We start from the raw sequence: 23,613 nt of genomic DNA on the forward strand, positions 1-23,613 counted from the left end.
CAGATGGTTTCGTCGGATCCGTAGTGGTTCGTACTGATCCGTAGGTCAGATGCACATCTTGGCGCACACCGGCCGGTTCCGGATTAAGGGTCCGACACGATCGGACAACGAGGTAGCCCGGACGCAGCGCGCCTACCTTGACATTCCCCACGGGGGGCAGTTGATCCACCACCCGCTGTCACCTGCGTGGTGACGGCCGCCACCACCGCGCCTCAAGGCCGGCGGAGGAGCGTATGGCACAATCGGACAACGGGTGACCCCCGTACGTCGCGAGATGTCCGACCCGGTGATCAAGGCCACCAGACCGTCACCACCGCGGCGGCATCGCCCGAAGGCCAACTCTCACCGACAGGGGTCGCTGTGGCTGCCAAGCCCGTTTCCAAGGAACCGCTGAGATTCGACGACGATCCGGCCTTCCCGCTGCACCGCGGCGGAAAGCTGGAGATGCGGTCCACCATTCCCGTCCGCAACAAGGACGATCTCTCCCTCGCCTACACTCCCGGCGTCGCGCGGGTCTGCACCGCCATCGCCGAGAACCCGGAACTGGCCTACGACTACACCTGGACGTCCAAGGTCGTCGCGGTCGTCACTGACGGCACCGCCGTGCTCGGGCTCGGCGACATCGGCCCGGCTGCGTCGATGCCGGTGATGGAGGGCAAGTCCCTGCTGTTCAAGGAGTTCGCGGACGTCGACTCCGTGCCGATCGCGCTGAACTGCACCGGGGTGGACGAGATCGTCGACACGGTCATCCGGATGGCACCGAGCTTCGGCGGCATCAACCTGGAGGACATCAGCGCTCCCCGCTGCTTCGAGATCGAGGACCGGCTGCGCGCCGCGCTCGACATCCCCGTCTTCCACGACGACCAGCACGGCACCGCCATCGTGGCGCTGGCCGCGCTCACCAACGCGGCGCGGCTCGTCGGCAAGCCGCTGGCGCAGCTGCGCGCCGTCGTGGCCGGGGCGGGCGCGTCCGGCATCGCGGTGTCCCAGATCCTCATCGAGGCCGGCATCGGCGACATCGCGCTCTCCGACAGCAAGGGCCTCATCTACGAGGGACGCGACGGCCTGAACCCGGTCAAGGAGCGGATCGCCGCGATCACCAACCGGTCGCGGCTGACCGGCTCCACCGAGGAGGCGCTGCGCGGCGCGGACGTGTTCATCGGGCTGTCCGGCAGCACCGTCCACGAGTCGTGCGTGGCCACCATGGCGCAGGACGCGATCGTGTTCGCGCTGTCCAACCCCACCCCCGAGGTGCATCCGGACGTGGCGCGGCGGCACGCCAGGGTCGTGGCGACCGGGCGCAGCGACTACCCGAACCAGATCAACAACGTGCTGGCCTTCCCCGGCATCTTCCGCGGCGCGCTGGACGTGCGCGCCCACTCGATCACCGAGGGCATGAAGCTCGCCGCCGCGAGCGCGCTCGCCGGCATCGTCGGTGACGACCTGACGGCCGACTACGTGATCCCCGGCCCGTTCGACGACCGGGTCGCCCCGACCGTGACCGCCGCGGTCGCCACGCAGGCCCGCAGGGAAGGGGTCAATCGGATCTGATCCGGAGGACCAATTTCCGGCCCGTGCCGTAGGGCACGGGCCTTTTCCCTGACCAAGATTTCGATGAATTCGGTCGGCGGACTGGTCAATGCCCCATAGACGGTGTAATTCTCGTGACGAGGGAATGACCCTGACGATTCGCTGAGCAGGCCGGACTCTGTCGGGAGCGAATGTGGACCTCGTCTCTTACGGCGACCTGGCGGTCGATCTCGTGAACACGCAGCATCCCCACCACGATGATCTGCGGGATCTCGAAGGGCTGCAGGCCCTGTTGCTGAACCGTCCACAACTCGGAGGGCGGACGGCGCACCGCGACCTGGACGCCATGCGCGAGCTGCGCGCCGAGCTGCGCGCGATCTTCGTCTCCGCCGCCCGCGGGGACGCCGAGGACGCCATCGAGCGCCTCAACATCCTGCTCATCCAGCATCCGGTCCATCCGCAGATGACCCGGCACGACGGGCAGGACTGGCACCTGCACTTCAACGAGGGCGGCTCCGTTCCCGACCGTGTCGCGGCCCGTACCGCGATGGGCCTGGCCGCGAAGATCGGCTCCCAGGGGATCGACCGGCTCGGCGTCTGCCGCGCCGAGGACTGCGGCCGCGTCTACTTCGACACGACCGCCAAGCGGTCGCGCCGCTACTGCTCGGACCGGTGCGCGGGCCGCCCGAGTGTGACCGCCGCCTGCCATCCGAGCCCGCCGCGGGTGTCGGTCAGCAGGCGACCGGCGCGCCAGAGCGGCCAGTAACGGGCGGCGACCCGCCCGACGACGAGCGCGTCGGGCACGGCACCGAAGTCCCAGCTGTCGCGACGCCCCCGCGCGTGCTGGTTGTCGCTCTCCAGCCACCATCCGCCGCCGGACCGGCGTGTCGCCCGCTTGACGATGAGCAGGTCCGGGCGCCCGGGATGGCGGGCGACGACGAGGTCCCCGGGCACGACACGTCCGCCGACGTACACCACGAGCCAGTCGCCGGGACGCAGCGCGGGGAGCATCGAGTCGCCCGACACGGCCACCGCCCTGACCCGTCCGCGTGCTCTGGCCAGCGCGAACAGCAGCGCGCACCCGGCCGCCAGCAGCAGCGGGCGGTGCGGTCGCGTCCTTGCCATGGCGCTCCCTTTCCGGTTCGTACGCGGCGCATACTCCGGCGGCGCGAGGTCATCCTCCGCAGGAGGATTCCGGGCCGCGCGACGGCCCGGGTCTTAGGCCGAAATACCGAGCGCCCTGGCCGGACGGCCCCAGGGGCACAAGGGTAATGTCGGTGACCTGAGCATGATCCGAAACGAGGGAAGGGAACCGCAGGTGTTGCTCAAGCTTCTGCGTCCGAAGACCACGGTCTCCGCGCACTGCGACCTGCCGTGCGGCGTCTACGACCCGGCGCAGGCCCGGATCGAGGCCGAGTCGGTCAAGGCCATCGCCGAGAAGTACGCGGCCAACGAGGACCCCGAGTTCCGCGCGCGGGCGATCCTGATCAAGGAGCAGCGTTCCGAGCTGGTCAAGGAGCACCTGTGGGTGCTGTGGACGGACTACTTCAAGCCGCCGCACTTCGAGAAGTACCCGCAGCTGCACCAATTGTTCAATGAGGCCACCAAGCTCGCCGGGGCATCTGGTACCAAGGGCAGCGTGGACGTCAAGACCGCCGAGGACCTGCTGAGCAAGATCGCCGAGATCGACAAGATCTTCTGGGAGACCAAGCAGGCGTGACGCCGGCCGCACCGGCCGCGGGGGCCGTCCGATTTTCGGACGGCCCCCGCGGCGTGTTTAGGCCCATGTCTACTGACATTTCACAACTTCACGTGATCTTCTATGCCGCACATCCAGAGAGAGAGGATGATCCATGATCAAACGGATCACATCCGTCCGGTCGACGGCCGCGGTCACGCTCACCCTCGCGTGCCTGGTCTCACCGGCGGCTCCCGCCACGGCCTCCACCCACGGCCACCGCTTCACCCCCGGCGCGCCCGGCGCCGGCGACCCGTACTTCCCCGAGGAGGGCAACGGCGGCTACGACGTCGACCACTACGACCTCGCGCTCGACTACGACCCCGCGTCCAACGGGCTGGTCGCCACCGCCCGCATCAAGGCCCGCGCCACCCAGGACCTGTCACGGTTCGACCTGGACCTCAAGCAGCTCACCGTCAGCGGCGTCCAGGTGAACGGCAGGGCGGCGACGTTCACCCGCGCGGGCCAGGAGCTGATCGTCACGCCGCGGCGCGGTCTGCGGAAGGGCCGGACCTTCACGGTGACCGTCGCCTACGCGGGCACTCCGAAGCCCGCCGAGCGCCCCGACCTCGGCACGTTCGGATGGATCAAGACACCGGACGGCGCGTACGTGGTGTGCGAACCCGACGGCGCGTCCACCTGGTTCCCGAGCAACGACCACCCCACCGACAAGGCCACCTACACCTACCGTGTCACGGTCCCGCAGGGCACACAGGTGCTCTCGAACGGGGTGCCCGGCGGCGAGTGGACGCGGGGCGGCAAGTCCACGTTCGTCTGGAACGAGCGCTCCCCGATGGCGAGCTACCTGGCGATGCTGGCCATCGGGAAGTTCACCGTGCAGAAGGGCGAGACCGGCAGCGGCATCCCCGTCGTCACCGCCGTGGCGCCGAATCGCGCGGACGAGCTCAAGACCATCCATGAGGGAACGATCCAGGCGATCGACTGGGAGGAGAAGGTCTTCGGGAGGTACCCGTTCGCCTCCACCGGCGGCATCCGGGTCGGCGTGGACGTGGCGTTCTCGCTGGAGACGCAGAGCCGCCCGATCTACGGCTACAAGCCGGACACGGCGACGATCGTGCACGAGCTGGCGCACCAGTGGTTCGGCAACAGCGTCAGCGTGAGCCGCTGGAAGGACGTCTGGCTGAACGAGGGCTTCGCGACCTACGCCGAGTGGCTCTGGGACGAGCAGCACGGCGGCCCGACCGTGAAGCAGACCTTCGACAACCTCTACGGCAAGTCGGACAACTGGCCGTACTACGACGAGTTGTGGATCAAGCGGCAGACCGGTGACCCGGGCACGGACGAGCTGTTCACGATCACCCCGTACTGGCGCGGCGGGATGACGCTGCACGCGCTGCGGGAGCGGATCGGCGACGAGGCGTTCTTCACCCTGCTGAAGGCGTGGACGAGGGCGCACCGCAACGGCAACGTCACGACGGAGCAGTTCATCGCGCTGGCCGAACGCATCTCGCGCCAGCAGTTGGACGGGCTGTTCCAGGTCTGGCTCTACACCAAGGAACGGCCCACGACGTGGTGACGCGCTGACCTGCGAGGCCCTGGAACCGGGGTGTGTCAGGCGCGGGCGGCCTTGGTGAGAGCGTCGCCGGTGAGCCGGTAGACGGTCCACTCGTCCTGGGGCCGGGCGCCGATCGACTCGTAGAACCCGATGGCGGGGGCGTTCCAGTTCAGGACCGACCACTCGACGCGGGCGTAGCCGCGCTCGTCGGCGATGCGGGCGAGCTCGGTGAGCAGCGCCTTGCCGTACCCGTGGCCGCGGACGGCCGGGTCGACGAAGAGGTCCTCCAGGTAGATCCCGTGGACGCCCTCCCACGTCGAGTAGGTGAGGTACCACACCGCGAACCCCGCGACCGCACCGTCGTGTTCGGCGATGTGGGCGAAGACCTTCGGGTCGTCGCCGAAGAGACTCGCGCGCACCTGCTCCTCGGTGACCTTCACCTCGTGCAGCATGCGCTCATACTCCGCGAGCTCGCGGATCAGTCGAACGATCGCGGGGACGTCGTCAGGGGTCGCGGGTCGGATCACGCCTGCCAGGCTATTCGAGCGGGGCGAGTGGGACGGACGCGGCGACAGGGCCCTTGTGGACAATGAGGCGCCCCCGGGCGGGAGGTGGCCCGGGGGCGCGCGGGGAGCGGCACCGCCGTGGACGGTACGGCCTTGGGGCCGCCGGTCGAGGGGATGGGTCAGCCGGTCACCGGAACGAGGACGAGCCAAGTCCGGTAGATCGTGACAATACGGTAGTTGTCAGCACTTGGACTATTCATCCGATCCAAGCTGATGACGTTATCGAAGACCACTAAATAGCCGGACAAGGACAGCACCACCGCCCCGCGGTTGGGAAGCGAGCCGATGGGCACGAGCGAAGCGAGGTCCAGATCGCCGCCCGCACACAGCGAGGCGAGCCGCCAGGCGAGCAAAAGCGACACAACCACCACAACAGCACCAACCGCAGCAGTAGCCTCAATGATCACCGACCGAAACGCTGCGATCGCGTGCGAAGCCAGGCACGAGCGAAGCGAGGGCCTGATCGCGAAGTGAGCCGCCAGGCGAGCCAGAGCGATGCAGCGATCGCCGCGTTGCCCGCTGAAGGAGGGCCTCCAAGGCCCGACGCCAAGGGCAACGCAACAAACACAGCGCGCCGAAGTCTCGAAGCAGGCCCCGTAGGCGGTAGTTTCGGATGCAGCAGGACCATCCTGCGAGGGAGTGACGTGACCGAGGAAACCGCTGCAATGCCGGCCAGTACACAGTTGTCCGTCCGCGACGTGGTGACGGTGAAGTTGCCCGCCGCGAGCGCCTACCTGTCCGTCCTACGGACCGCCACCGCGGGTCTGGCGGCCAGGTTGGACTTCACGCTCGACGAGATCGAGGATCTGCGCATCGCGGTCGATGAGGCCTGCGCGATGCTGCTCGCCCAGGCCGTCCCCGGAACAGACCTGACCTGCGAGTTCGAGCTGACCGGGGATGCGATGCGCATCTCCGTGGCGGTGCTGACCGTGGACGGCCAGGAGCCCAGCCGCGACACGTTCGCCTGGACGGTCCTGTCGTCGCTCGCGGGCGAGGTCTACGCTCAGGTGGGTTCCGATGACCGGGTCACCGTGACGCTGCAGAAGCGCCGCGGTGCGGCGGGGGCCCCGTGACGGAGAAGACGACCATCGCCGGCGCCGGCAACGAGCGGTCCGAGAGCGCGGTGCCGGACCGCGCGAGGGCCCGTGCGCTGTTCGAGCGCCTCGCCGAGCTGCCTGAGGGCGACCCTGAGCGCCAGCGCATCCGCGACCAGCTCGTGGAGCTGCACCTGCCCCTGGTGGAATATCTCGCCCGCCGCTTCCGCAACCGCGGCGAGTGGCTGGACGATCTGATCCAGGTGGCGACGATCGGCTTGATCAAGTCCATCGACCGGTTCGATCTGGGGCGCGGGGTGGAGTTCTCCACCTATGCCACGCCCACCATCGTCGGTGAGATCAAGCGGCATTTCCGTGACAAGGGCTGGGCGGTGCGGGTTCCGCGCCGGCTCCAGGAGCTGAAGCTGTCGCTGACGAAGGCGATCAGCGATCTGGCCCAGCGGGAGGGGCGGGCCCCGACGGTCAGCGAACTGGCCGCCCATCTGCAGATGAGCGAGGAGGAGGTGCTGGAGGGCCTGGAGTCGGCGAACGCCTACTCCACCGTGTCCCTCGACGCACCCGACTCCGGTGACGAGGACGCCCCCGCGGTGGCCGACTCGCTCGGCATGGTGGACGAGTCACTGGAGGGCGTGGAGTACCGCGAGTCCCTCAAGCCGCTGCTGGAGAAGCTCCCCGCCCGCGAGAAGAAGATCCTGCTGCTGAGGTTCTTCGGCAACATGACCCAATCGCAGATCGCGGCCGAGCTCGGCATCTCCCAGATGCACGTGTCGCGGCTGCTCGCCCGCACGCTCGCGCAGCTTCGCGAGGGCCTCACCGCCGACGAGTGATCAACCGGTGGAGCGCGGCCTCGTGCCCGCTCCATCGCCGCCCCGGCCACTCTCGTCCCGGCCGGTCCGAGCGTCCCGGTCCGCGCCGGTCGGGTCGCCGGGGTCGTCCTCGTCGGTGTCGCGGACGAGCCAGGCGGTGCTCGGCGGGCTGAGCACCGCGATCAGCGCGAGGACCGCGGCGGCGGCCATCGGGACGGCGATCGCGGGGCGGTCGCTCTGCCACAGCGACCAGGCGACCGGTAGCGCGAACAGCTGCGTCAGCACCGTCGGCGCCCGGCTCCACTGGTCCGCGCGCAGGATCCCCCGGGCGCAGCCCAGCATGGCGAGGCCGCCGACGAGGGCGAGCACGGTCACTCCGATCGCGCTGACGGGGTCGGCGGCGGATCCGGCGGCGGTCTCCACGCCGGTGTACACCCCGAATCCGGCGGCGGCCACGCCCTCCGCGGCTTCGAGGGCGGCGGCTGCGTACACGGTGATGGGGCGCTTCGACACGTCTAGACCCTACTCGGCCCCGGCGGGGACCGGTGTCCGGGACCGTCGAGGGGAAAACCTCATGGGAACGGTCGATACGCTGACGCCGTGCGCGCCATGCTCATCGCCAACCCCAAGGCGACCTCAACCTCCCGGCGGGCCCGCGACCTTCTCGTGCGGGCCTTCTCCGGCGATCTCGATCTCGTCATCGCCGAGACCGGCCACCGCGGGCATGCCACCGAGCTCGCGCGGCGGGCGGCGGTGGAGGAGTACGACGCGGTGATCGCGCTCGGCGGGGACGGGACCGTGAACGAGGCGGTCAACGGCCTGCTGGCGGAGGGCCCCTCGCCCGACCTGCCGGCCCTGGCGGTCCTGCCGATCGGCAGCGCGAACGTGTTCGCCCGCGCGCTCGGCCTGCCCGGCGACCCTGTCGGGGCGACCCGGGTGGTGCTGGACGCGCTGCGCGCGGGGCGGCACCGGACGGTCGGGCTCGGCACCGCCAGCCACCCGGGGGGCACGGAGCGTTACTTCACCTTCTGCGCCGGTGTGGGGCTGGACGCGGAGGTCGTGCGGGAGGTGGAGCGCCGCCGGGGCGCCGGCGCCAAGGCCGACCCGTCGCTCTATGTGCGCACCGCCGTCCGGCATTTCTTCTCCGGCACCGATCGGCGGCGTCCCGCGGTAACGCTGGAAGTGCCGGGACGGCCACCGATATCGGGACTGTTCCTGGCCTTCATCTCCAATACCTCGCCGTGGACTTACATGGGTCCGCTGCCGGTGAATCCGAGTCCGAAGGCGAACTTCTCTCGCGGCCTCGACGTGTTCGGGATGCGGTCGCTGGACGTGGCGCCGACACTGGGGGCGCTGGGCCGGATGCTGACCGCCCGGACCCGTCCCGTTCAGGGCCGTCACATGCTGAACCTGCACGACGTGGCGGAGGTCACGCTGCGCGCGGAGCGCCCGGTCGCTTTCCAGTTGGACGGCGACTACCTTGGTGAACAGGAGCACATCACGTTCCGTTCGGTCCCGAAGGCGATACGCATCGTCATATGAGGCCGACCGATGCCCCCGTTAACGACAAAGCAACACGGCCGACCCACCGATGTGACACATGCGACACCCATACTTTGAGAATCCTTTCTCAAAGGTCTTGCGTGTGCCCGTGACCGGCTGACACGCTCAAAGTGCGCCAGCCGACAGGGGCCACAACGTCGTCAGCCTCCTGTTCGCGGCGCCGCCGAACAATCACCCCTGGACATGGCCACCGCCGCTCCGGGTGTTCGCGACATGTGAACCCGTTCACAAAAGTGGAGTGATTCCACCACCTGACGAAGGAGTGGACCGCATGGACTGGCGCCACCGCGCAGCCTGCCGTGACGTGGACCCCGAGCTGTTCTTCCCGATCGGCAACACCGGGCCCGCGATCCTGCAGATCGAAGAGGCCAAGCAGGTGTGCAAGCGCTGCGATGTCACCGACGCCTGTCTTCGCTGGGCGCTGGAGTCCGGCCAGGACTCGGGCGTGTGGGGCGGCATGGGCGAGGACGAGCGCCGCGCCCTGAAGCGCCGCGCCTCCCGCGCCCGCGCCCGCGCCAACGCCGGTCTGTAGCCGGTCCGCCTCGACCTACGGCGCCGCATCCGAACCCTCCGGCCGGAGAGCACCAGCGCCGTATCCGCACCACCCCGTGCCGAAACGGCACGCGCTCGTGCCCGTGGCCGCCCGGCCGCGGGCACTCGCCGTTTCCGTCACGGACGGGGCGGTCCGGGCCGGTGGTGCTGGTCGACGGGGACGTCCACCACCACCTCCGTGCCGCCTCCCTCGCGCGGCCTGAAGTCGAGCCGCCCGCCGAGCTCGCCCACGATCAGCGTCCGGACGATCTGGAGTCCGAGGCTGTTGCTGCTCTCCACGTCGAAGTCCGCCGGAAGTCCCTTGCCGTCATCGGCGACCACGACGACCAGCCGCCGCCCCTGCGCCTCCCCCTGGTCCGCACGGCGCGCGGCCCCCTGCCGCGGCTCGTGTTCGCCGGGCGCGGGCCACTCCCCCCAGACCGGCACACCGCCCGGATCCGGCGCCGGGTCGCCCTCGCCGTAGCGGTGCGCGGCCACTTCGAGCGTCCCGAAGCGGTTCGCCAGCCCGTGCTCCAGCGCGTTCTGCAGCAGTTCGGTCAGCGCCATCGCCAGCGGCGTCGCGACCTCGGCGGGCAGCACGCCGAAATTCCCGGCCCGCTTGGGCGTCACCTTCGTCTCCGGCGTCGACACCTCACCCGCCATCATGATCACCCGGTCCGCGATGTCGTCGAAGTCGATCAGCTCGTCCGGGGTGTGCGACAGCGTCTCGTGCACGATCGCGATCGATCCGACCCGGCGGACCGCCTCGTCCAGCGCGGCCCGCCCCTCGGGGATCTGCAACCGGCGCGCCTGGAGCCGCAGCAGCGCCGCGACCGTCTGGAGGTTGTTCTTCACCCGATGGTGGATCTCCCGGATCGTGGCGTCCTTGGTCATCAGCTCCCGGTCGCGCCAGCGCAGCTCGGTGACATCCCGGCACAGTACGATCGCGCCGATCCGCGTCCCGCCGACGACCAGCGGGATCGTCCGCAGCTGCATCACCGACCCGTGCGCCTCCACCTCGACCTCGCGGGGCGCCCGGCCGCTCAGGACGACGCTCAGCGCCTCCTCGCGCGGCTCTCCGGTGTCGCACAAATCCGCGGTGACCCGCCCGAGCGACTCCCCCACCAGGTCGGCCGGGAATCCGAGCCGCCGGTAGGCCGACTGCGCGTTCGGGCTGGCGTAGCTCACCCGGCCAGAGCGGTCCAGCCGCATCAGCCCGTCCCCGACCCGCGGCGAGCGGACGAGGTTCGGCTCCTCGCCCGGCACCGGGAAGCGCCCCTCGGAGATCATCTTCGCGAGGTCGCTGGCACTTTGGAGGTAGGTCAGCTCCAGCCGGCTCGGCGTCCGCGCCGAGCTGAGGTTCGTGCTGCGCTGGATCACCCCGAGGATCTTGGCGCCGCGCCGCACCGGGATGGACTCCTCCCGGACGGGGATGCCGCTGCCCCACTCCGGGTCGCCCTCCCGGACGATGCGGCGCTCCCGCCAGGCCACGTCGATCAGCCCGCGCCGTCCCGTCCGGACGACCTTGCCGACCAGGTCCCCGGGATAGGCGGTCGGCCCGGTCGTGGGCCGCATCTGCGCGATGGCCACCCAGCCGGGCACGGTCGCGCCGGTGTCCAGCGCGACCGGCTGGCGGCGGGACGGACCGGATCCGGCCTCGGTGGGCAGCGCGTCGCCCGACCGTAGCGGCACCCACAGCAACAGGTCGGCGAACGAGAGGTCCGCGAGGAGTTGCCAGTCCGAGACCAGGGCGTGCAGCCATTCCACGTCGGTCTCGGTGAGGTCGGTGTGATCGCGGACCAGATCGGTCAAGGTAGGCACGCGACCATCATCGCCCATGGGTTTGTGGGCGCCCCGCCCGTCCCCCACCCCCCACGGACTGGGAGGATTCGGGCATGACCGCTCCGGGAGATCCGCTGGCCAGGCTCCGCGACGCCGCCGCGCGCCGCGACACCGCGGGCCTGCGCCGCACGCTCCGCCCGCGCACCCCCGACCACGACGGCCTGGTCGACCTGGCCTCCAACGACTACCTCGGGCTGGCGGGCGATCCCCGGCTCGTCGCGGGCGCGGTCGCCGCCGCCCGCGAGTGGGGCACCGGTTCCGCCGGGTCGCGTCTGGTCACCGGGACGACGCGGCTGCACGCGGAGCTGGACCGGCGGCTCGCCGCGTTCGCCGAGGCCCCCGCCGGGCTCGTGTTCTCCTCCGGCTTCCTGGCCAACCTCGGTGCCGTCACCGCCCTCGCCGGCCCCGGCGCGCTGGTGGTGTCCGACCAGGTCAACCATGCCTCGATCGTGGACGCCTGCCGGTTGTCGCGGGCCCGCGTCGTGATCGTCCCGCACCGGGACGCCGCCGCCGTGACGGAGGCCCTCGCCGGACGCGAGGAGGAGCACGCCCTCGTCGTCACCGACGCGGTGTTCTCGGTGGACGGCGACCTCGCGCCACTGACCGAGCTGCACCGCGCCGTCCGGGCGCACGGGGCGCTCCTGGTGATCGACGAGGCGCACGCTCTCGGCGTCGTCGGCGAGCGGGGCCGGGGCGCCGCCCACGCCGCGGGCCTGGCCGGGGAGCCGGACGTGGTCCGCACCGTCACGCTGTCGAAGTCGCTGGCGTCCCAGGGCGGGGCCGTCCTCGGCGCGCCCGAGGTGATCGACACACTGATCGACACAGCCCGCGCGTTCATCTTCGACACTGGCCTGAACCCACCCGCCGCCGGCGCCGCGCTCGCCGCGTTGGACGTCCTGGAATCGGACCCGGACCTGCCCGGCCGTGCCCGTGACCGGGCCCGGCGGATGGCAAACCTCGCGGCCGGTTCCGGCCTGGAGACCGCCACTCCTGCCGCGGCCGTCGTCCCGGTGTTCCTGGGCGAACCGCATGCGGCGCTCCGGGCCGCCGAGATCTGCGCTGAACATGGCGTCCGCGTAGGCTGTTTCCGGCCTCCCTCGGTCCCCAAGGGCCGCGCCTGCCTGCGGTTGACCGCGCGCGCCACGGTGGACGAGGCAGACCTCACAAGGCTCGCGGCAGCCCTGGCGGAGGTCGCACACTCTACCGCCCGTAGTCTTCACGCATAACATCGGGGAGAACCGATGATGAACGTGAGGAGATGCCGTGACGGAGGTCAGGGGCGGGCCCCGGCACGGGGGCGGATTCGAGCACGGATTCGAACGGGCGACACTCGGGGAAGTCGGCAGGCACCACACAAGCCAGGCGCCGCGCATTCCGAAGTACTACAAACTCAAAGAGCTCCTCGTGGAGCTGATCCAGTCGCTGCCCCCGGGCAGCCCGCTACCACCGGAACGGACCCTCGCCGAGAAGTACGAGACGTCCCGCACGACCGTCCGGCAGGCCCTCGCCGAGCTGGTCGTCGAGGGGCGCCTTCAGCGGATCCAGGGCAAGGGGACCTTCGTCGCCAAGCCGAAGGTCTCCCAGGAGCTCCAGCTCGTCAGCTACACCGAGGACATGCGGCACCACGGGCTGCGGCCCGAGACCCGCATCCTTGAGGCCGGCTACGTCAGCGCCGACGAGCGTCTCGCCACCCTGCTCTGCATCCGCCCGGGAGGGCGGGTGCTGCGCGTCCACCGGCTTCGGCTCGCCGACGGCGAGCCCATGTCCGTCGACACCTCCCACCTGCCGGCTCGCCGCTTCCCCGGCCTGCGCCGCGAGCTGCCCCGGCACCACTCCCTGTACGAGACGCTCGCCACCGCCTACGACGTCCACCTGACCGAGGCCGAGGAGACGATCGAGACCGTCCTCGCCACCCCGCACGACGCCCAGCTCCTCGGCGTGGACGTCGGCCTCCCGATGCTGCTGCTGTCCCGCCACGCCTTCGACTCCACGGGCCAGCCGGTGGAGTGGGCCCAGTCCCTCTACCGCGGTGACCGGTACAAGTTCATCACGCGCCTGCGCAGATGAGTCGTTCGGTGACTCGATCTCACCGATCCGCATACACTCCGAACACACGTTCCCTACGATGACCGGAGCAGATCGTGAGGAAGGAGTCACCGAAAGTGACGCTTGTTGATCACAAGGGTCCGATGTTGCTGCCCGACACGGCATACGACATGTGGGCCCGCGGCGAGCTCGACGACTTCGTCCACGCGCCCGAAAGCTCCCGGGTCGAGGTCATCGGAGGAACGGTCGTTGTGACGCCGCCCCCATCGTTGGAACATAACGCCATCATCGGCGATATCACGTATGCGCTGGCCTTCGCCCATGCGGGCCGGGCCGACTTCCCCTGGCGGGCCGATCAGGGAACCGGCCTGTCCCTCGTCGGCGTTGGCGAAGGGTTCATACCGGATCTGATGGTCCTGGACCAGGAGGTGTATCTCGCCGCACGACGCTCACGTGTGAGAACGCTGGTGCCCGACCAGGTTGAACTCGTCGTCGAGGTCACCTCGTCCAGCAACGCCGGAAACGACCGGCGCCCCACGGAGAAGCGGCGTACCGACAACAAATGGAACGGGTACGCCGCGGCCGAGATCCCTTACTACCTCCTGATCGACCGCTCCCCCAAAGTCATGCAGTCCATCCTGTACTCCATCCCGGATCAGGGCTCGGCGGCATACCTGCATGAGGAATCCTGGGACTTCGGACAGACCGTGAAGCTCCCCGAGCCGTTCGACATGGACATCGACACCACCGAGTGGAAATCCTGGGACAACTGAGACTTCACAGGGTCTTGGACAGGGCCTTGATGGGCATCTGGAGTTCGGTGAGGAGGTCCAGGTCCTTCTCGGCGGGGCGGCCGAGCGTGGTCAGGTAGTTGCCGACGATGATCGCGTTGATGCCGCCGAGCATCCCGTCGCGGGTACCGAGATCGCCCAGGGTCAGCTCGCGCCCGCCCGCGTACCGCAGGATGGTGCGGGGCAGCGCGAGCCGGAACGCCGCGATCGTGCGGAGCGCCTCGGTCCCCTCCACCAGCGGGAAGTCCGCGAACGGGGTCCCCGGACGGGGCGCGAGGAAGTTCAGCGGGACCTCGTCGGGCTCCAGCTCGGCGAGCTGTGCGGCGAACTCGGCGCGCTGCTCGACGGTCTCGCCCATGCCGACGATGCCGCCGCAGCACACCTCCATTCCCGCCTCCTTGACCATCCGGAGCGTGTCCCAGCGCTCCTCCCACGAGTGGGTGGTCACCACGTTCGAGAAGTGCGACCGGGCGGTCTCCAGGTTGTGGTTGTAGCGGTGGACGCCCATCGCCGTCAGCTCGTCCACCTGCTCCTGGGTGAGCATGCCGAGCGAGCAGGCGATGTTGATCTCCACCGCCGCGTTGATCGCCTTGACGCCGTCCCGGACCTGCGACATCAGCCGCTCGTCCGGACCCCGGACCGCCGCGACGATGCAGAACTCCGTCGCGCCCGTCAGGGCGGTCTCCTTCGCGGCCTCGACCAGCTCGGGGATGTTCAGCCACACCGAACGGACGGGCGACTCGAACTTGCCCGACTGGGAGCAGAAATGGCAGTCCTCCGGGCAGCCGCCCGTCTTGAGCGACACGATGCCCTCGACCTCGACCTCCGGGCCGCACCACCGCACGCGGACCTCGTGCGCGAGGGCCAGCAGGTCCTCCAGCCGGTCGTCCGGCAGGTTCAGGCACTCCAGCACCTGGGCCTCGGACAGCCCCCGGCCCTCGTCCAGCACCTGCCGCCGCGCCACCTCAAGGATGTCCGTCACGTGTTCCCCTTCTCCAGCACCGAATCCCGGAAAGTAACAGCATCGAATCCACCACCGAACGAGGGGGCCAGGCCCCGGTGCGCGGTGACGAGGAACTCGGCCGGGTCCAGGGCGCCCGCACCCGCCGGCAGCACGCCCGCCAGCGGCCGGGCGGCGATCGTCTCCAGGTCCCGGACGTTGCTGCGCATGGCGAGGTCGGGCTCGTCCGGCCACGCGCCGATCACGACCCCCGCGAGCTGGACGCCGCGGTGCGCCATGGCCTCCAGGGTCAGCGCGGTGTGGTTGAGCGTACCGAGATCGGGCCGTGCCACCACGACGACGGCGGCGCCGAGCCAGCGCGCCAGGTCCGCGATCGTGGTGCCCTCCTCGTCGTAGCGGACGAGCAGCCCGCCCGCGCCCTCGACCAGCACCAACCGGTTGCCGCCGGACAGCTCCCGAACGCGTTTCGCCACGTCCGGCAGCCGGACGGGCGGGAGCCCCGCGCGGCGGGCCGCGGCGGCGGGCGACAGCGGGTCGGGGAAGCGCGCGAACTCGTGCACGTCGCCGATGCCGGCGAGCCGCGCGACCTCGTCGAGGTCACCGGGCTCACCGTCCCCCACTCCGGTCTGACCTGGCTTGACGACGGTGACCGGTGCACCGCGCGCGGCGGCCACCGCGGCCAGCGCGGCGGTCACGACGGTCTTGCCGACCCCCGTACAGGTCCCGGTAATCACGAGCACGCTCACGAGCCGCACACTAGCGCGCGCGTGTGGCGGCGACGGATACCGGATCCCCACAGTCTTCGGCCCCGGTTCTTGTGACGGGGGAACCGGCGGAGCCTCCCGCACGTCAAAGGGCGCATGGCCGGTCCATACGCACGTCTCAGCTGGGTCGTGGCGCTCGCATGCACGAGCACCCTCACCGCCTGCGACGGGGACTCTGGCGTCACCAAGCCCCCGCACTCGCTCGCCTCCCCCACCGCTTCCGCGTCGCCGCCTTCCGCGGCACCCTCGACCGCGCCCCCCGCCGAGAAGACCCCCGCCGGTGAACACCTCGTGCTGCGATGGCGCGAGACCGGCGGGATCGTCGGCAAGGGCGGCCCGGGAACCCTGCCCGATTTCTCCCTCTACTCGACGGGCCGCGCCGTGGTCGCGTCCGCGGGGGACCCCGTGGAGTACCGCCTGAAGCCCGCGGCGCTCAAGCGTCTCCTGGACGAGGCGCGGGCGGCCGGGCTCGGTCGCCCGCACACGACCGGCTCCGGCCAGATCGCCGACGCGATCACGCTGGAGTTCACCTTCGGCCGGGCGCACACCAAGATCATCCAACCGGAGGAGCAGTCCGACCCCGCGGTGAGGTTCCGCGACCGCCTGGACCCGCGCACCTGGCCCGCCTCCGACCTCGCCGCCCCGCGCAAGCCCTACTCCCCCGCCCGTGTCGCCGTCCTGGCGGGCGAGGGCGGTGGCGGGACGGTCAAGAACTGGCCGCTGTCCCCCCTCGGCAAGGGCGAGCCGGCCGCCGGCGCGACCTGCACCCTGGCACCCGCCGCGAAGGTTCCCGACACCAATCCCGACATCGCCTGGCGCAGCGAGGGCAAGACCTACTCCGTCCGCCTCCGCCCCCTGCTCCCCGGAGAGTCCACCTGCCGCGACGTCTGAGCCGGTTGCGACCACCCCCTCTCGTACGTACAATTTCTTGTACAAGCAAGGGGGGCGACCATGAGGACGATGACCTATTCCGAGTCCCGCGCCAGGTATGCCGAAACGCTCGACAAGGTGGTCGACGATCGCGAGGAAGTGATCATCACCCGCGCCGGTCACGAACCGGTGGTCATCGTCGCACTCGATGACTATGAGTCTCTCAAGGAGACCGCCTACCTGCTCAAGAGCCCCGCCAACGCCCGCCGCCTGCTGGCCTCCATAGACCGGCTGGAGCACGAGGGCGGGATAGAGAAGCCCCTCGCCGAATGAAGCTCGTCTGGGACGAGAGCGCCTGGGACGACTATGTCTGGTGGCAGACCGAGGATCGCAAGGTCCTCAAACGGATCAACATCCTGATCAGGGATATTCAACGTAACGGCAACGACGGGATCGGCAAGCCCGAGCCACTGAAACACGGATTTCACGGCTACTGGTCGCGTCGCATCACAGACGAACACCGCCTCATCTACAAGGTGACCGAAAGCGACGTCCGCATCGCTGCCTGCCGCTACCACTACGGGCGTTGACCCACGTGCCGTGAGGCCGTGGTGCGGCGGCGGGATATCGTGGCGCCGTGTTTGGGGAGAAGGTCGAGAAGGTGGTTGTTCGGGAGGCTCGGGCGGAGGAGTATCCGCGGGTCGGCGAGCTGACCGTCGAGGTGTACGTCCATGGCGGGCTCGTGTCGCCCGCCTCGACCTATGTGAACACCCTGTGTGACGCGGCTGATCGGGGCGAGAAGTCCGATCTGCTGGTCGCGGAGGTCGGCGGCCAGCTGGCGGGAGCGGTCGCGTACTGCCCGCCCGGCAGTCCCTACGCCGAGCTGGCCGGGCCGGACGAGGGCGAGTTCCGCATGCTCGCCGTCCTGGAGTGGGCACGCGGGAAGGGCGTCGGCGCGGCAATGGTCCGCGCGTGTGCCGAGCGGGCGCGGGACGCCGGGCTCGTCGGCCTGCGGATATCGACGCAGCGCAACATGGACGCCGCACAGCGCATGTACGAACGGTTGGGATTCGTCCGGACACCGGAGCGCGACTGGGCACCGGTGCCGGGCGTCGATCTGCTCACCTACGCGCTGGCGTTCTGATCAGGACGAGACCAGGGCGCCGTGGGTGGAGCAGCGGGCCGTCCAGCCCGCGGGCGTGACCTGGACGATCAGGCGGCGGCGGCAGCGCGGGCAGTAGCGCGGCGGCTCCATCAGCCGGGCGGCGCGGCATGCCTCGTGATCGTCGTCGCGGGCGGGGCCGCCGCACCGGTCGCAGTAGATGTCCACGCCCGTACCGTACCCGGGCTACTCGACGGGGCACGCGCCTCGGCCACGGCCCGTCCTCTCCTCAGGCGGTCGAGAGCGGGCGCATGCGCGCCACGACCCCGGTGTCGTACGACCCGTCCGCGAACTCGGGACGGTCCAGCAACTCGGCCAGGAAGGGCAGGTTCGTGCGGAGCCCTTCGATGTGGAACGCGCCCACGGCCGCGCGGGCGCGCCGCAGGGCGTGGTCGCGGTCATCGCCGTGCACGCAGAGCTTGGCGAGCAGGGCGTCGTAGTAGGGGGTGACGGTGTTGCCCTCGGCGTAGCCCGCGTCGATGCGGATGCCGTCGCCGACGGGCTCCTCCCACACCTTGATCTCACCCGGGCCGGGGACGAACCGCTGCGGGTCCTCGGCGTGGACACGGAACTCGACCGCGTGGCCGCGCGGGGTCGCGTCGGTGAACGAGACGGGCTCGCCGGCGGCGATCCGGAGCTGCTGCTCGACGAGGTCGATGCCGGTGACGAGCTCGGTGACGGGATGCTCGATCGGGAGGCGGGTGTTCATCTCCAGGAAGAAGAAGTCCTGCGCGGCGGGATCGAGGATGTACTCGACGGTGCCGGCTCCCCGGTAGTTGACCGCCTCGCCGGCGCGGACGGCGGCGGCCAGCATCCGCTCGCGCAGCCCCGGGGAGACGCCCGGTGACGGGCTCTCCTCGACGATCTTCTGGTGCCGGCGCTGGACGGAACAGTCCCGCTCGCCGAGCGCGAGGACGGTGCCGTCCGGCAGGCCGAGGATCTGCACCTCGACATGCCGGGCACCCTCGACGTACCGTTCCAGCAGGATGTCGGTGCTGCCGAACAGGCGCCCGGCGTGGCCGCGCGCCGTCTCGTACGCCTCGCGGAGCGCGGCCTCGTCGTACGCGGCGGCGAGGCCGATGCCGCCGCTGCCCGCGGCGGGCTTCACCATCACGGGGTAGCCGATGCGCTCGGCCTCCTCGACCGCCGTCGCCGCGTCCGGGACGGGCTCCCAGACACCGGGCGCGACGGGGACGCCCGCCTCCTTCATCAGGTTCCGGGCGTTGATCTTGTCGCCCATCCGGGCGATGGCGAGCGACGGCGGGCCGACCCAGATCAGGTCGCGTTCGGCGACCTCCCGGGCGAACGCGGCGCTCTCGGCGAGGAACCCGTAGCCGGGGTGGAGCGCCTGCGCGTTCGTCCGGCGCGCGGCCTCCAGGACGGCGGCGGCGTTGAGGTAGCTGCGGGACGGGTCGCCGGGGCCGAGCAGGATCGCCTCGTCCGCCTCGGCGACGAACGGGAGCGACGCATCGACCTCGGAGTACACCGCGATGGCCTTGAGTCCCATCGAGCGCACGGTGTTGATGATCCGGCTGGCGATCTCACCGCGGTTCGCCACCAGAACGGATTCGAACACCCGCGGGCCTCCTTCGGTGGTCGGGGCGGGCCGACCCGGCCGACACTAGTGCCCGCCGCGTCCCCGCGTCCGGCCGGGACCCACAAATAGGGGATCGTTGATTTGTGCCCGCCGTCAGGACCGGGGACGGCGGTCGACGACGCGGCTCAGCGCCTCGACGACGGTCGGGTCGTACTCGGCGGCGGAGTCGAGCCGCAGCCGTTCCAGGACGGCGGCGCCGCGGTCGCGGTCGGCGGAGTCGCCGACGAGGTCGTCGTAGGCGTTGGCGACCTTGATGACGCGCCCGGCGAGCGGCGGTGGGACGGGACGGGACGCCGCGGCGGGGTCGCCGGCTGCGGTCTCACGGCCCGTCCGGTACGGGTGGGACGACAGCCGGACGATGTGGGCGACGCGGTCCAGCACTCCGGTCTGTTTGATCACCTCTGCACCCAGTTCCGCGATGCGGCGCTGCTCGGCCGGGGAGGCCAGCACGGTGGCGCCGCCGGGGATGGGGTCGCCGAGGGACAGCTGCCCGATGTCGTGCATCAGCGCCGCGTACTCCAGTTCGAGCAGTTCCTCCTCCGACATGCCGAGCTCGCGCCCCATCGCCACCGCGAGCTGGGACACCCGCCGCGAGTGCCCGGTCTCGACGTATCCGCCGACCTCGGTGACCCGTGACAGGGCCCGGACGGTCTGCAGATAGGTGGCGCGGATCCCGGCGTACCGGCGGAACGCGAACTGGGTGACCAGGATCGGCACCGTGAAGATCAGCAGTGCGGCCTCGCCCATCGCGGTGGTCGCGACCGCGATCAGCATGGCGGTGGCACTGGTGGCCGCGCACAGCCCCAGCTTGGCGTCCACCTCGTCCCGCAGCGCGATGCCGAACCGGGCCCGGACGGCCTCCGCCCGGATCATCGCGGCGATCAGCACGTCGGTGAAACAGGAGGCCACCACGGCCACGCCCATCACCGCCAGCAGCAGCTGCCAGGGCAGGTGGAACGACAGCAGCGGCCGGAAGCACAGCGCGACCACGGCGACGGTGAACAGCCGGCGCGCCATGGCGTCCGGCCGGGGGGAGCGGCCGACGGCGATGTGCGGCAGGGAGCCGACGAGCATCCCGGCGGCGGTCACCGCGACGACCTGGAGCGGGGAGTGCGCGGCGGCCTCGACGCCGAGCGGCGCGCCGGGCGGGGCGTTCTCGGGGCCGACGCCGACCAACAGGGCGTAGCCCGTGGCGCCGGCGCTGGCGATGGGCGCGACCTCGCGGTTGCCGGGCATCACCATCCGGAACAGCTCGCCCAGCGCGATCAGCACGCCGAAGATGATCGCGATGTCGGGCTGGACGAGGCGCACGGCGGCGACCTGGGTGATCGCGACGATGACGAACAGGCCGGCGGTGGCGATCAGCAGGAGCTGGCCGGAGTCGATGGTCTGCCACGCGGCCCGCTCCCGGGTCCGCATCTTGGTGTTGGTCATGGGGGGCGTGTCACCGCCGCGCTTCGTCGCCGGCGACCTTGAGCGGCGCGCTCGGGTCGTCGTGGTCCTGCTGGGTGGTCTCGACGACGTCGTCGTCCGGCAGGACGACCGGGTCGGGCGGATCCCAGCCGTCCCGCTCCAGCGCCCGCAGGAACGCCTCGACCATCGCCGGGTCGAAATGGTCGCCCATGCCGCGGCGCAGCTCCCGGACGGCCTCCCGTGTGGTGCGGGCGGCGCGGTAGGAGCGGGTCGAGGTCATGGAGTCGAACGCGTCGGCGACGGAGATGACCCGGGCGAACTCGGGGATCTCGTCGCCGGCGAGGCCCATCGGGTAGCCGCGGCCGTTCATCTTCTCGTGGTGGTGCATGATCCCGGCGAGCGCCTCGTCCAGGAACCCGATCTCCCGGACGATCTCCAGCCCGCGCATCGGGTGCAGCTGGATCGCGGCGAACTCCTCCTCGGTCAGCGAGCCCGACTTCTGGAGCACCTTGGTGGGGACGCCGAGCTTGCCGACGTCGTGCAACATGCCGGCGTACCGGATGGCCTCGACGCGGTCGGCGCGCATGCCGATCTCCTGGGCGATCATCACCGACCCGCGGGAGACCCGTTCGGAGTGGCCGCGGGTGTAGAAGTCCTTGGTCTCGACCGCCTGGCACAGCGCGGCGAGGGTCGCGGCGTGCGCCTGCTGCTGCGCGTGCGCCTGTTCCAGCGCCCACCGCGCGACGAACAGCGGCAGCAGCACCAGGACGGCGGAGAGCGGGCCGACACGCGGGTACAGGCCGGCGATCAGCAGGCCGAACATGCCGAAGCCGAGACAGCCGAACGCGAGCTGGCCGCTCTCGCGCAGCAATTCGCGCGGCGCGGCCTGCCGGCTCAGCAGCAGCACCCCGGCCATGAGCGACAGATTGACCAGGACGAACGTGACGAGCGCGCCGAGGAAGGGACCGGTGACATGTTCCACCCAGTGGGCCTTGCCGGGCTTGAACTCAAGCCCGCCGAGAAGGCGAAAGACCGTTCCGGCGATGAAGCCGCTGATGGCGAACTGGGCGCCGTTGAACACCCGCTTGACCGGTGCGAAGAACCGCTGCCCGGTGACGAGCGCGCAGACGCCGAGCAATGCCGCCCCCTCGGGGCCGAGCAGCACCACGGAGGCAAGGCTCGCGGCGAAGCTGAGCGAGACACGTGCGCGCTCGACGTTCAGGCGGGCGGGCGCGGAGTCGCAGACAAGGAAGAGCACGGCCAGCACGGCCAGCTTGGTCCAGTCCAGCTTCGCGAAGGACGACGTCGCGATGAGCCCCGCCGCGAGAGCGGCCACACCGCACACGTACGCCCAGGCAGCAGGAGGAAGTCCACGCATTGCCGCCCCCTCGGGAGTGACGAATGAGCGGGCCGCCGCCGGGATCGGTCGTGCCTGCCGGCACTAGACCCAGGACACGCCCTTGGGCATCATCAGCGACGACGACGCCGAGGCGCTCGGGTGCCGGTCGTCACCGGCCGGCATCTCACGCTTCATGCTTGCTCTGCCTCCCCCCGCCGATCCGGGCCGTCCGGCCTCGCGGCCGGCCGCCGGGACCCTCTGGCCCCGGTCCTCCCGGGCGAGCACATACCCCGATTTCCGGGGCGTGCACTTGCTCCCGTCGCTGATTTCGGCACAAGCCTAACGCTCGCGGCCCGAGCCACACAGGCAAGCGGAGAATCGTGAGCAAAGCGTGAACCAATCGTCACCTCACGTGATCATTTGTCCGTCCGGAAAGGCGGCTGTCGTTTGCCTTCAAACGCTCGATGCAACACACAATGCACGTGCACTGCCACGGCAAGTCACAAACGCAGTCAGAATCAGGCCCGAAAGCAGTCGCGCCCCTCTCATGTCACGTTCAAGGGCGCCCGGCGGTGCTCCGTTCCCGTGCCCAGGCGACAGTGTCGGCCAACCCTTCCCGCAGGCCGAACTTGGCCATCCAGCCGAGGGCTTCACGCGTCAGGCGCGGGTCCACGGCCATGGCGGGGAGGTCACCGAGCCGGGGCGGCACGAACTCGGGTTCGTCGGGCGCGCCCGCCGCGTCCGCGACGAGCGAATGCAGCTTCCGGTCGGTCGTCTGTAGCCCGGTGCCCACGTTGAACCGCCCGCCGCCGCCCTGGTCGCCGGTCGCGCGGGCGAACGCGTCCACGACGTCCAGGACGTGCACGTAGTCGCGGGTCTGCCCGCCGTCGCCGAAAATGCGCGTCGGACGCCCGGCCAGCAGCGCGTCGGTGAAGATCGAGATCACGCCGGCCTCGCCCTCGGGCGTCTGCCGGGGCCCGTACACGTTGGCCAGCGTCAGCGTGGTGAAGTCGATGCCGTGCAGGTCCCGGTACATCCGCGCGTAGATCTCGCCGGACACCTTCGACGCCGCGTACGGCGAGGCCGGCCGGAGCTCGGCGCCGGGCGAGACGGGCAGTGCGTCCGGCACCCCGTACACCGCACAGCTGGAGGTGAAGACCACCTTGCGCGCGCCCGCCGCCCGCGCCGCCTCCAGCACGTTCGCTGTACCGACCACGTTCACCCGGGCGTCACGCAACGGGTCGGCGACGCTCGCACGCACGCTCACCTGCGCCGCGAGATGGCAGACGACCTCGGGGCGGCGCGCCGCGACACGCCCGGTCAGCGCCGGGTCCGCCACGTCCATCTCCCACAGGTCCATGCCGGGATTGGAGGTGGAGCCCGACGACAGGTCGTCCACGCCGACGACCTCGTGGCCGTCGGCGAGGAGCCGGTCGACGAGATGGGATCCGATGAATCCGGCCGCGCCGGTGACGAGAACGAGCACCTTCGCACGATACCGAGGGCACCCCGGCGTGCGGCCC

General features: G+C 70.6%; 27 protein-coding genes. 15 read left to right on the forward strand and 12 right to left on the reverse strand.

Annotation, left to right across the window (positions count from 1 at the left end; translation table 11 throughout):
• Window positions 1–360: 360 nt before the first annotated feature.
• Entirely contained in the window at window positions 361–1,551 is a 1,191-nt protein-coding gene (locus AMA02S_RS09875) for an NAD(P)-dependent malic enzyme (RefSeq protein ID WP_067455170.1), read from the forward strand.
• 172 nt (window positions 1,552–1,723) lie between these two features.
• Entirely contained in the window at window positions 1,724–2,296 is a 573-nt protein-coding gene (locus AMA02S_RS09880) for a CGNR zinc finger domain-containing protein (RefSeq protein ID WP_067455174.1), read from the forward strand.
• Here the strand turns inward: AMA02S_RS09880 and AMA02S_RS09885 are convergent.
• The gene (locus AMA02S_RS09885) at window positions 2,188–2,655 is read right to left on the reverse strand and encodes a S24 family peptidase (protein ID WP_245667433.1); all 468 of its coding nucleotides are present in this window, start codon (window positions 2,653–2,655) and stop codon (window positions 2,188–2,190) included. The genes AMA02S_RS09880 and AMA02S_RS09885 overlap by 109 nt on opposite strands.
• Window positions 2,656–2,848: 193 nt before the next feature.
• Here AMA02S_RS09885 and sodN point away from each other — a divergent pair, with 193 nt between their 5' ends.
• Together sodN and AMA02S_RS09895 are read left to right on the forward strand one after the other, a co-directional pair.
• Window positions 2,849–3,250, forward strand: a complete 402-nt coding sequence (gene sodN / locus AMA02S_RS09890; protein WP_218004900.1) for a superoxide dismutase, Ni — start codon at window positions 2,849–2,851, stop codon at window positions 3,248–3,250.
• Between the two features lie 133 nt (window positions 3,251–3,383).
• Entirely contained in the window at window positions 3,384–4,805 is a 1,422-nt protein-coding gene (locus AMA02S_RS09895; protein ID WP_067455179.1) for a M1 family metallopeptidase, read from the forward strand.
• A gap of 35 nt (window positions 4,806–4,840) precedes the next feature.
• Here the strand turns inward: AMA02S_RS09895 and AMA02S_RS09900 are convergent, their stop codons facing one another.
• Window positions 4,841–5,311 (reverse strand): GNAT family N-acetyltransferase, encoded by a 471-nt coding sequence (locus AMA02S_RS09900; RefSeq protein ID WP_067455183.1) that lies wholly within the window; start codon window positions 5,309–5,311, stop codon window positions 4,841–4,843.
• A gap of 158 nt (window positions 5,312–5,469) precedes the next feature.
• The gene (locus AMA02S_RS09905; RefSeq protein ID WP_157430487.1) at window positions 5,470–5,757 is read right to left on the reverse strand and encodes a hypothetical protein; all 288 of its coding nucleotides are present in this window, start codon (window positions 5,755–5,757) and stop codon (window positions 5,470–5,472) included.
• A gap of 237 nt (window positions 5,758–5,994) precedes the next feature.
• Here AMA02S_RS09905 and AMA02S_RS09910 point away from each other — a divergent pair, with 237 nt between their 5' ends.
• A complete protein-coding gene (locus AMA02S_RS09910; RefSeq protein ID WP_067455189.1) occupies window positions 5,995–6,423 on the forward strand; it encodes an ATP-binding protein in 429 nt (142 codons plus the stop codon).
• Between the two features lie 50 nt (window positions 6,424–6,473).
• Window positions 6,474–7,232: an RNA polymerase sigma factor SigF gene (locus AMA02S_RS09915; protein WP_067456860.1), complete on the forward strand. Its 759-nt coding sequence runs from the start codon at window positions 6,474–6,476 to the stop codon at window positions 7,230–7,232.
• Here AMA02S_RS09915 and AMA02S_RS09920 read toward each other — a convergent pair whose 3' ends face one another.
• Window positions 7,233–7,724 (reverse strand): hypothetical protein, encoded by a 492-nt coding sequence (locus AMA02S_RS09920; RefSeq protein ID WP_174550951.1) that lies wholly within the window; start codon window positions 7,722–7,724, stop codon window positions 7,233–7,235. It abuts the gene before it with no gap.
• A gap of 87 nt (window positions 7,725–7,811) precedes the next feature.
• Between AMA02S_RS09920 and AMA02S_RS09925 the strand changes: the two genes are divergently transcribed.
• Together AMA02S_RS09925 and AMA02S_RS09930 are read left to right on the forward strand one after the other, a co-directional pair.
• Complete coding sequence (locus tag AMA02S_RS09925; RefSeq protein WP_067455191.1) at window positions 7,812–8,753, forward strand: diacylglycerol/lipid kinase family protein; 942 nt, start codon at window positions 7,812–7,814, stop codon at window positions 8,751–8,753.
• Between the two features lie 292 nt (window positions 8,754–9,045).
• Window positions 9,046–9,306 carry a WhiB family transcriptional regulator gene (locus AMA02S_RS09930; RefSeq protein WP_067455193.1) on the forward strand — a complete coding sequence of 87 codons (261 nt, stop codon included), beginning with the start codon at window positions 9,046–9,048 and terminating at the stop codon, window positions 9,304–9,306.
• 137 nt (window positions 9,307–9,443) lie between these two features.
• Here the strand turns inward: AMA02S_RS09930 and AMA02S_RS09935 are convergent, their stop codons facing one another.
• Window positions 9,444–11,126, reverse strand: coding sequence for a sensor histidine kinase (locus AMA02S_RS09935; protein ID WP_067455196.1), 1,683 nt, complete (start codon window positions 11,124–11,126; stop codon window positions 9,444–9,446).
• A gap of 74 nt (window positions 11,127–11,200) precedes the next feature.
• On the opposite strand from AMA02S_RS09935, the gene AMA02S_RS09940 reads away from it, so the two are divergent.
• The 3 genes from AMA02S_RS09940 (at window position 11,201) to AMA02S_RS09950 (ending at window position 13,966) form a co-directional block, all read left to right on the forward strand.
• Window positions 11,201–12,373 (forward strand): 8-amino-7-oxononanoate synthase, encoded by a 1,173-nt coding sequence (locus tag AMA02S_RS09940; RefSeq protein WP_067455198.1) that lies wholly within the window; start codon window positions 11,201–11,203, stop codon window positions 12,371–12,373.
• Window positions 12,374–12,410: 37 nt separating this feature from the next.
• Window positions 12,411–13,214 (forward strand): GntR family transcriptional regulator, encoded by an 804-nt coding sequence (locus tag AMA02S_RS09945; protein WP_245667434.1) that lies wholly within the window; start codon window positions 12,411–12,413, stop codon window positions 13,212–13,214.
• A 74-nt stretch (window positions 13,215–13,288) separates the two neighbouring features.
• Window positions 13,289–13,966 carry a Uma2 family endonuclease gene (locus tag AMA02S_RS09950; protein ID WP_157430488.1) on the forward strand — a complete coding sequence of 226 codons (678 nt, stop codon included), beginning with the start codon at window positions 13,289–13,291 and terminating at the stop codon, window positions 13,964–13,966.
• Window positions 13,967–13,970: 4 nt separating this feature from the next.
• Here the strand turns inward: AMA02S_RS09950 and bioB are convergent, their stop codons facing one another.
• Both bioB and bioD read right to left on the reverse strand, forming a co-directional pair.
• On the reverse strand, window positions 13,971–14,966 hold the full coding sequence (bioB, locus tag AMA02S_RS09955; RefSeq protein WP_067455205.1) for a biotin synthase BioB: 996 nt from the start codon (window positions 14,964–14,966) through the stop codon (window positions 13,971–13,973).
• Window positions 14,963–15,691: a dethiobiotin synthase gene (bioD, locus tag AMA02S_RS09960; RefSeq protein ID WP_067456868.1), complete on the reverse strand. Its 729-nt coding sequence runs from the start codon at window positions 15,689–15,691 to the stop codon at window positions 14,963–14,965. Before bioD ends, bioB begins: the two co-directional genes overlap by 4 nt.
• 114 nt (window positions 15,692–15,805) lie before the next feature.
• On the opposite strand from bioD, the gene AMA02S_RS09965 reads away from it, so the two are divergent.
• The 4 genes from AMA02S_RS09965 to AMA02S_RS09980 are packed head-to-tail and all read left to right on the forward strand — an operon-like array spanning window position 15,806 to window position 17,723.
• The gene (locus AMA02S_RS09965; protein ID WP_067455208.1) at window positions 15,806–16,600 is read left to right on the forward strand and encodes a hypothetical protein; all 795 of its coding nucleotides are present in this window, start codon (window positions 15,806–15,808) and stop codon (window positions 16,598–16,600) included.
• A 60-nt stretch (window positions 16,601–16,660) separates the two neighbouring features.
• Complete coding sequence (locus AMA02S_RS09970; protein WP_067455210.1) at window positions 16,661–16,912, forward strand: type II toxin-antitoxin system Phd/YefM family antitoxin; 252 nt, start codon at window positions 16,661–16,663, stop codon at window positions 16,910–16,912.
• A complete protein-coding gene (locus tag AMA02S_RS09975) occupies window positions 16,909–17,169 on the forward strand; it encodes a Txe/YoeB family addiction module toxin (protein ID WP_067455212.1) in 261 nt (86 codons plus the stop codon). Before AMA02S_RS09970 ends, AMA02S_RS09975 begins: the two co-directional genes overlap by 4 nt.
• A 47-nt stretch (window positions 17,170–17,216) precedes the next feature.
• Complete coding sequence (locus tag AMA02S_RS09980) at window positions 17,217–17,723, forward strand: GNAT family N-acetyltransferase (protein WP_067455215.1); 507 nt, start codon at window positions 17,217–17,219, stop codon at window positions 17,721–17,723.
• On the opposite strand, the gene bsaP is transcribed toward AMA02S_RS09980, so the two are convergent.
• The 5 genes from bsaP to AMA02S_RS10005 all read right to left on the reverse strand — a co-directional run bounded on the left by bsaP (window position 17,724) and on the right by AMA02S_RS10005 (window position 23,576).
• On the reverse strand, window positions 17,724–17,909 hold the full coding sequence (bsaP, locus tag AMA02S_RS09985; RefSeq protein ID WP_084264948.1) for a biotin synthase auxiliary protein BsaP: 186 nt from the start codon (window positions 17,907–17,909) through the stop codon (window positions 17,724–17,726). It lies immediately after the preceding gene.
• Between the two features lie 61 nt (window positions 17,910–17,970).
• Complete coding sequence (locus tag AMA02S_RS09990) at window positions 17,971–19,317, reverse strand: acetyl-CoA carboxylase biotin carboxylase subunit (RefSeq protein ID WP_067455218.1); 1,347 nt, start codon at window positions 19,315–19,317, stop codon at window positions 17,971–17,973.
• A gap of 114 nt (window positions 19,318–19,431) precedes the next feature.
• A complete protein-coding gene (locus AMA02S_RS09995) occupies window positions 19,432–20,772 on the reverse strand; it encodes an HD-GYP domain-containing protein (protein WP_067455221.1) in 1,341 nt (446 codons plus the stop codon).
• A 10-nt stretch (window positions 20,773–20,782) separates the two neighbouring features.
• Window positions 20,783–22,129, reverse strand: coding sequence for an HD-GYP domain-containing protein (locus tag AMA02S_RS10000; protein ID WP_067455224.1), 1,347 nt, complete (start codon window positions 22,127–22,129; stop codon window positions 20,783–20,785).
• 517 nt (window positions 22,130–22,646) lie between these two features.
• A complete protein-coding gene (locus AMA02S_RS10005) occupies window positions 22,647–23,576 on the reverse strand; it encodes an NAD-dependent epimerase/dehydratase family protein (protein WP_067455227.1) in 930 nt (309 codons plus the stop codon).
• Window positions 23,577–23,613: the final 37 nt, after the last annotated feature.

The organism is Actinomadura macra NBRC 14102, from assembly GCF_001552215.1.
Taxonomy (GTDB): domain Bacteria; phylum Actinomycetota; class Actinomycetes; order Streptosporangiales; family Streptosporangiaceae; genus Spirillospora; species Spirillospora macra.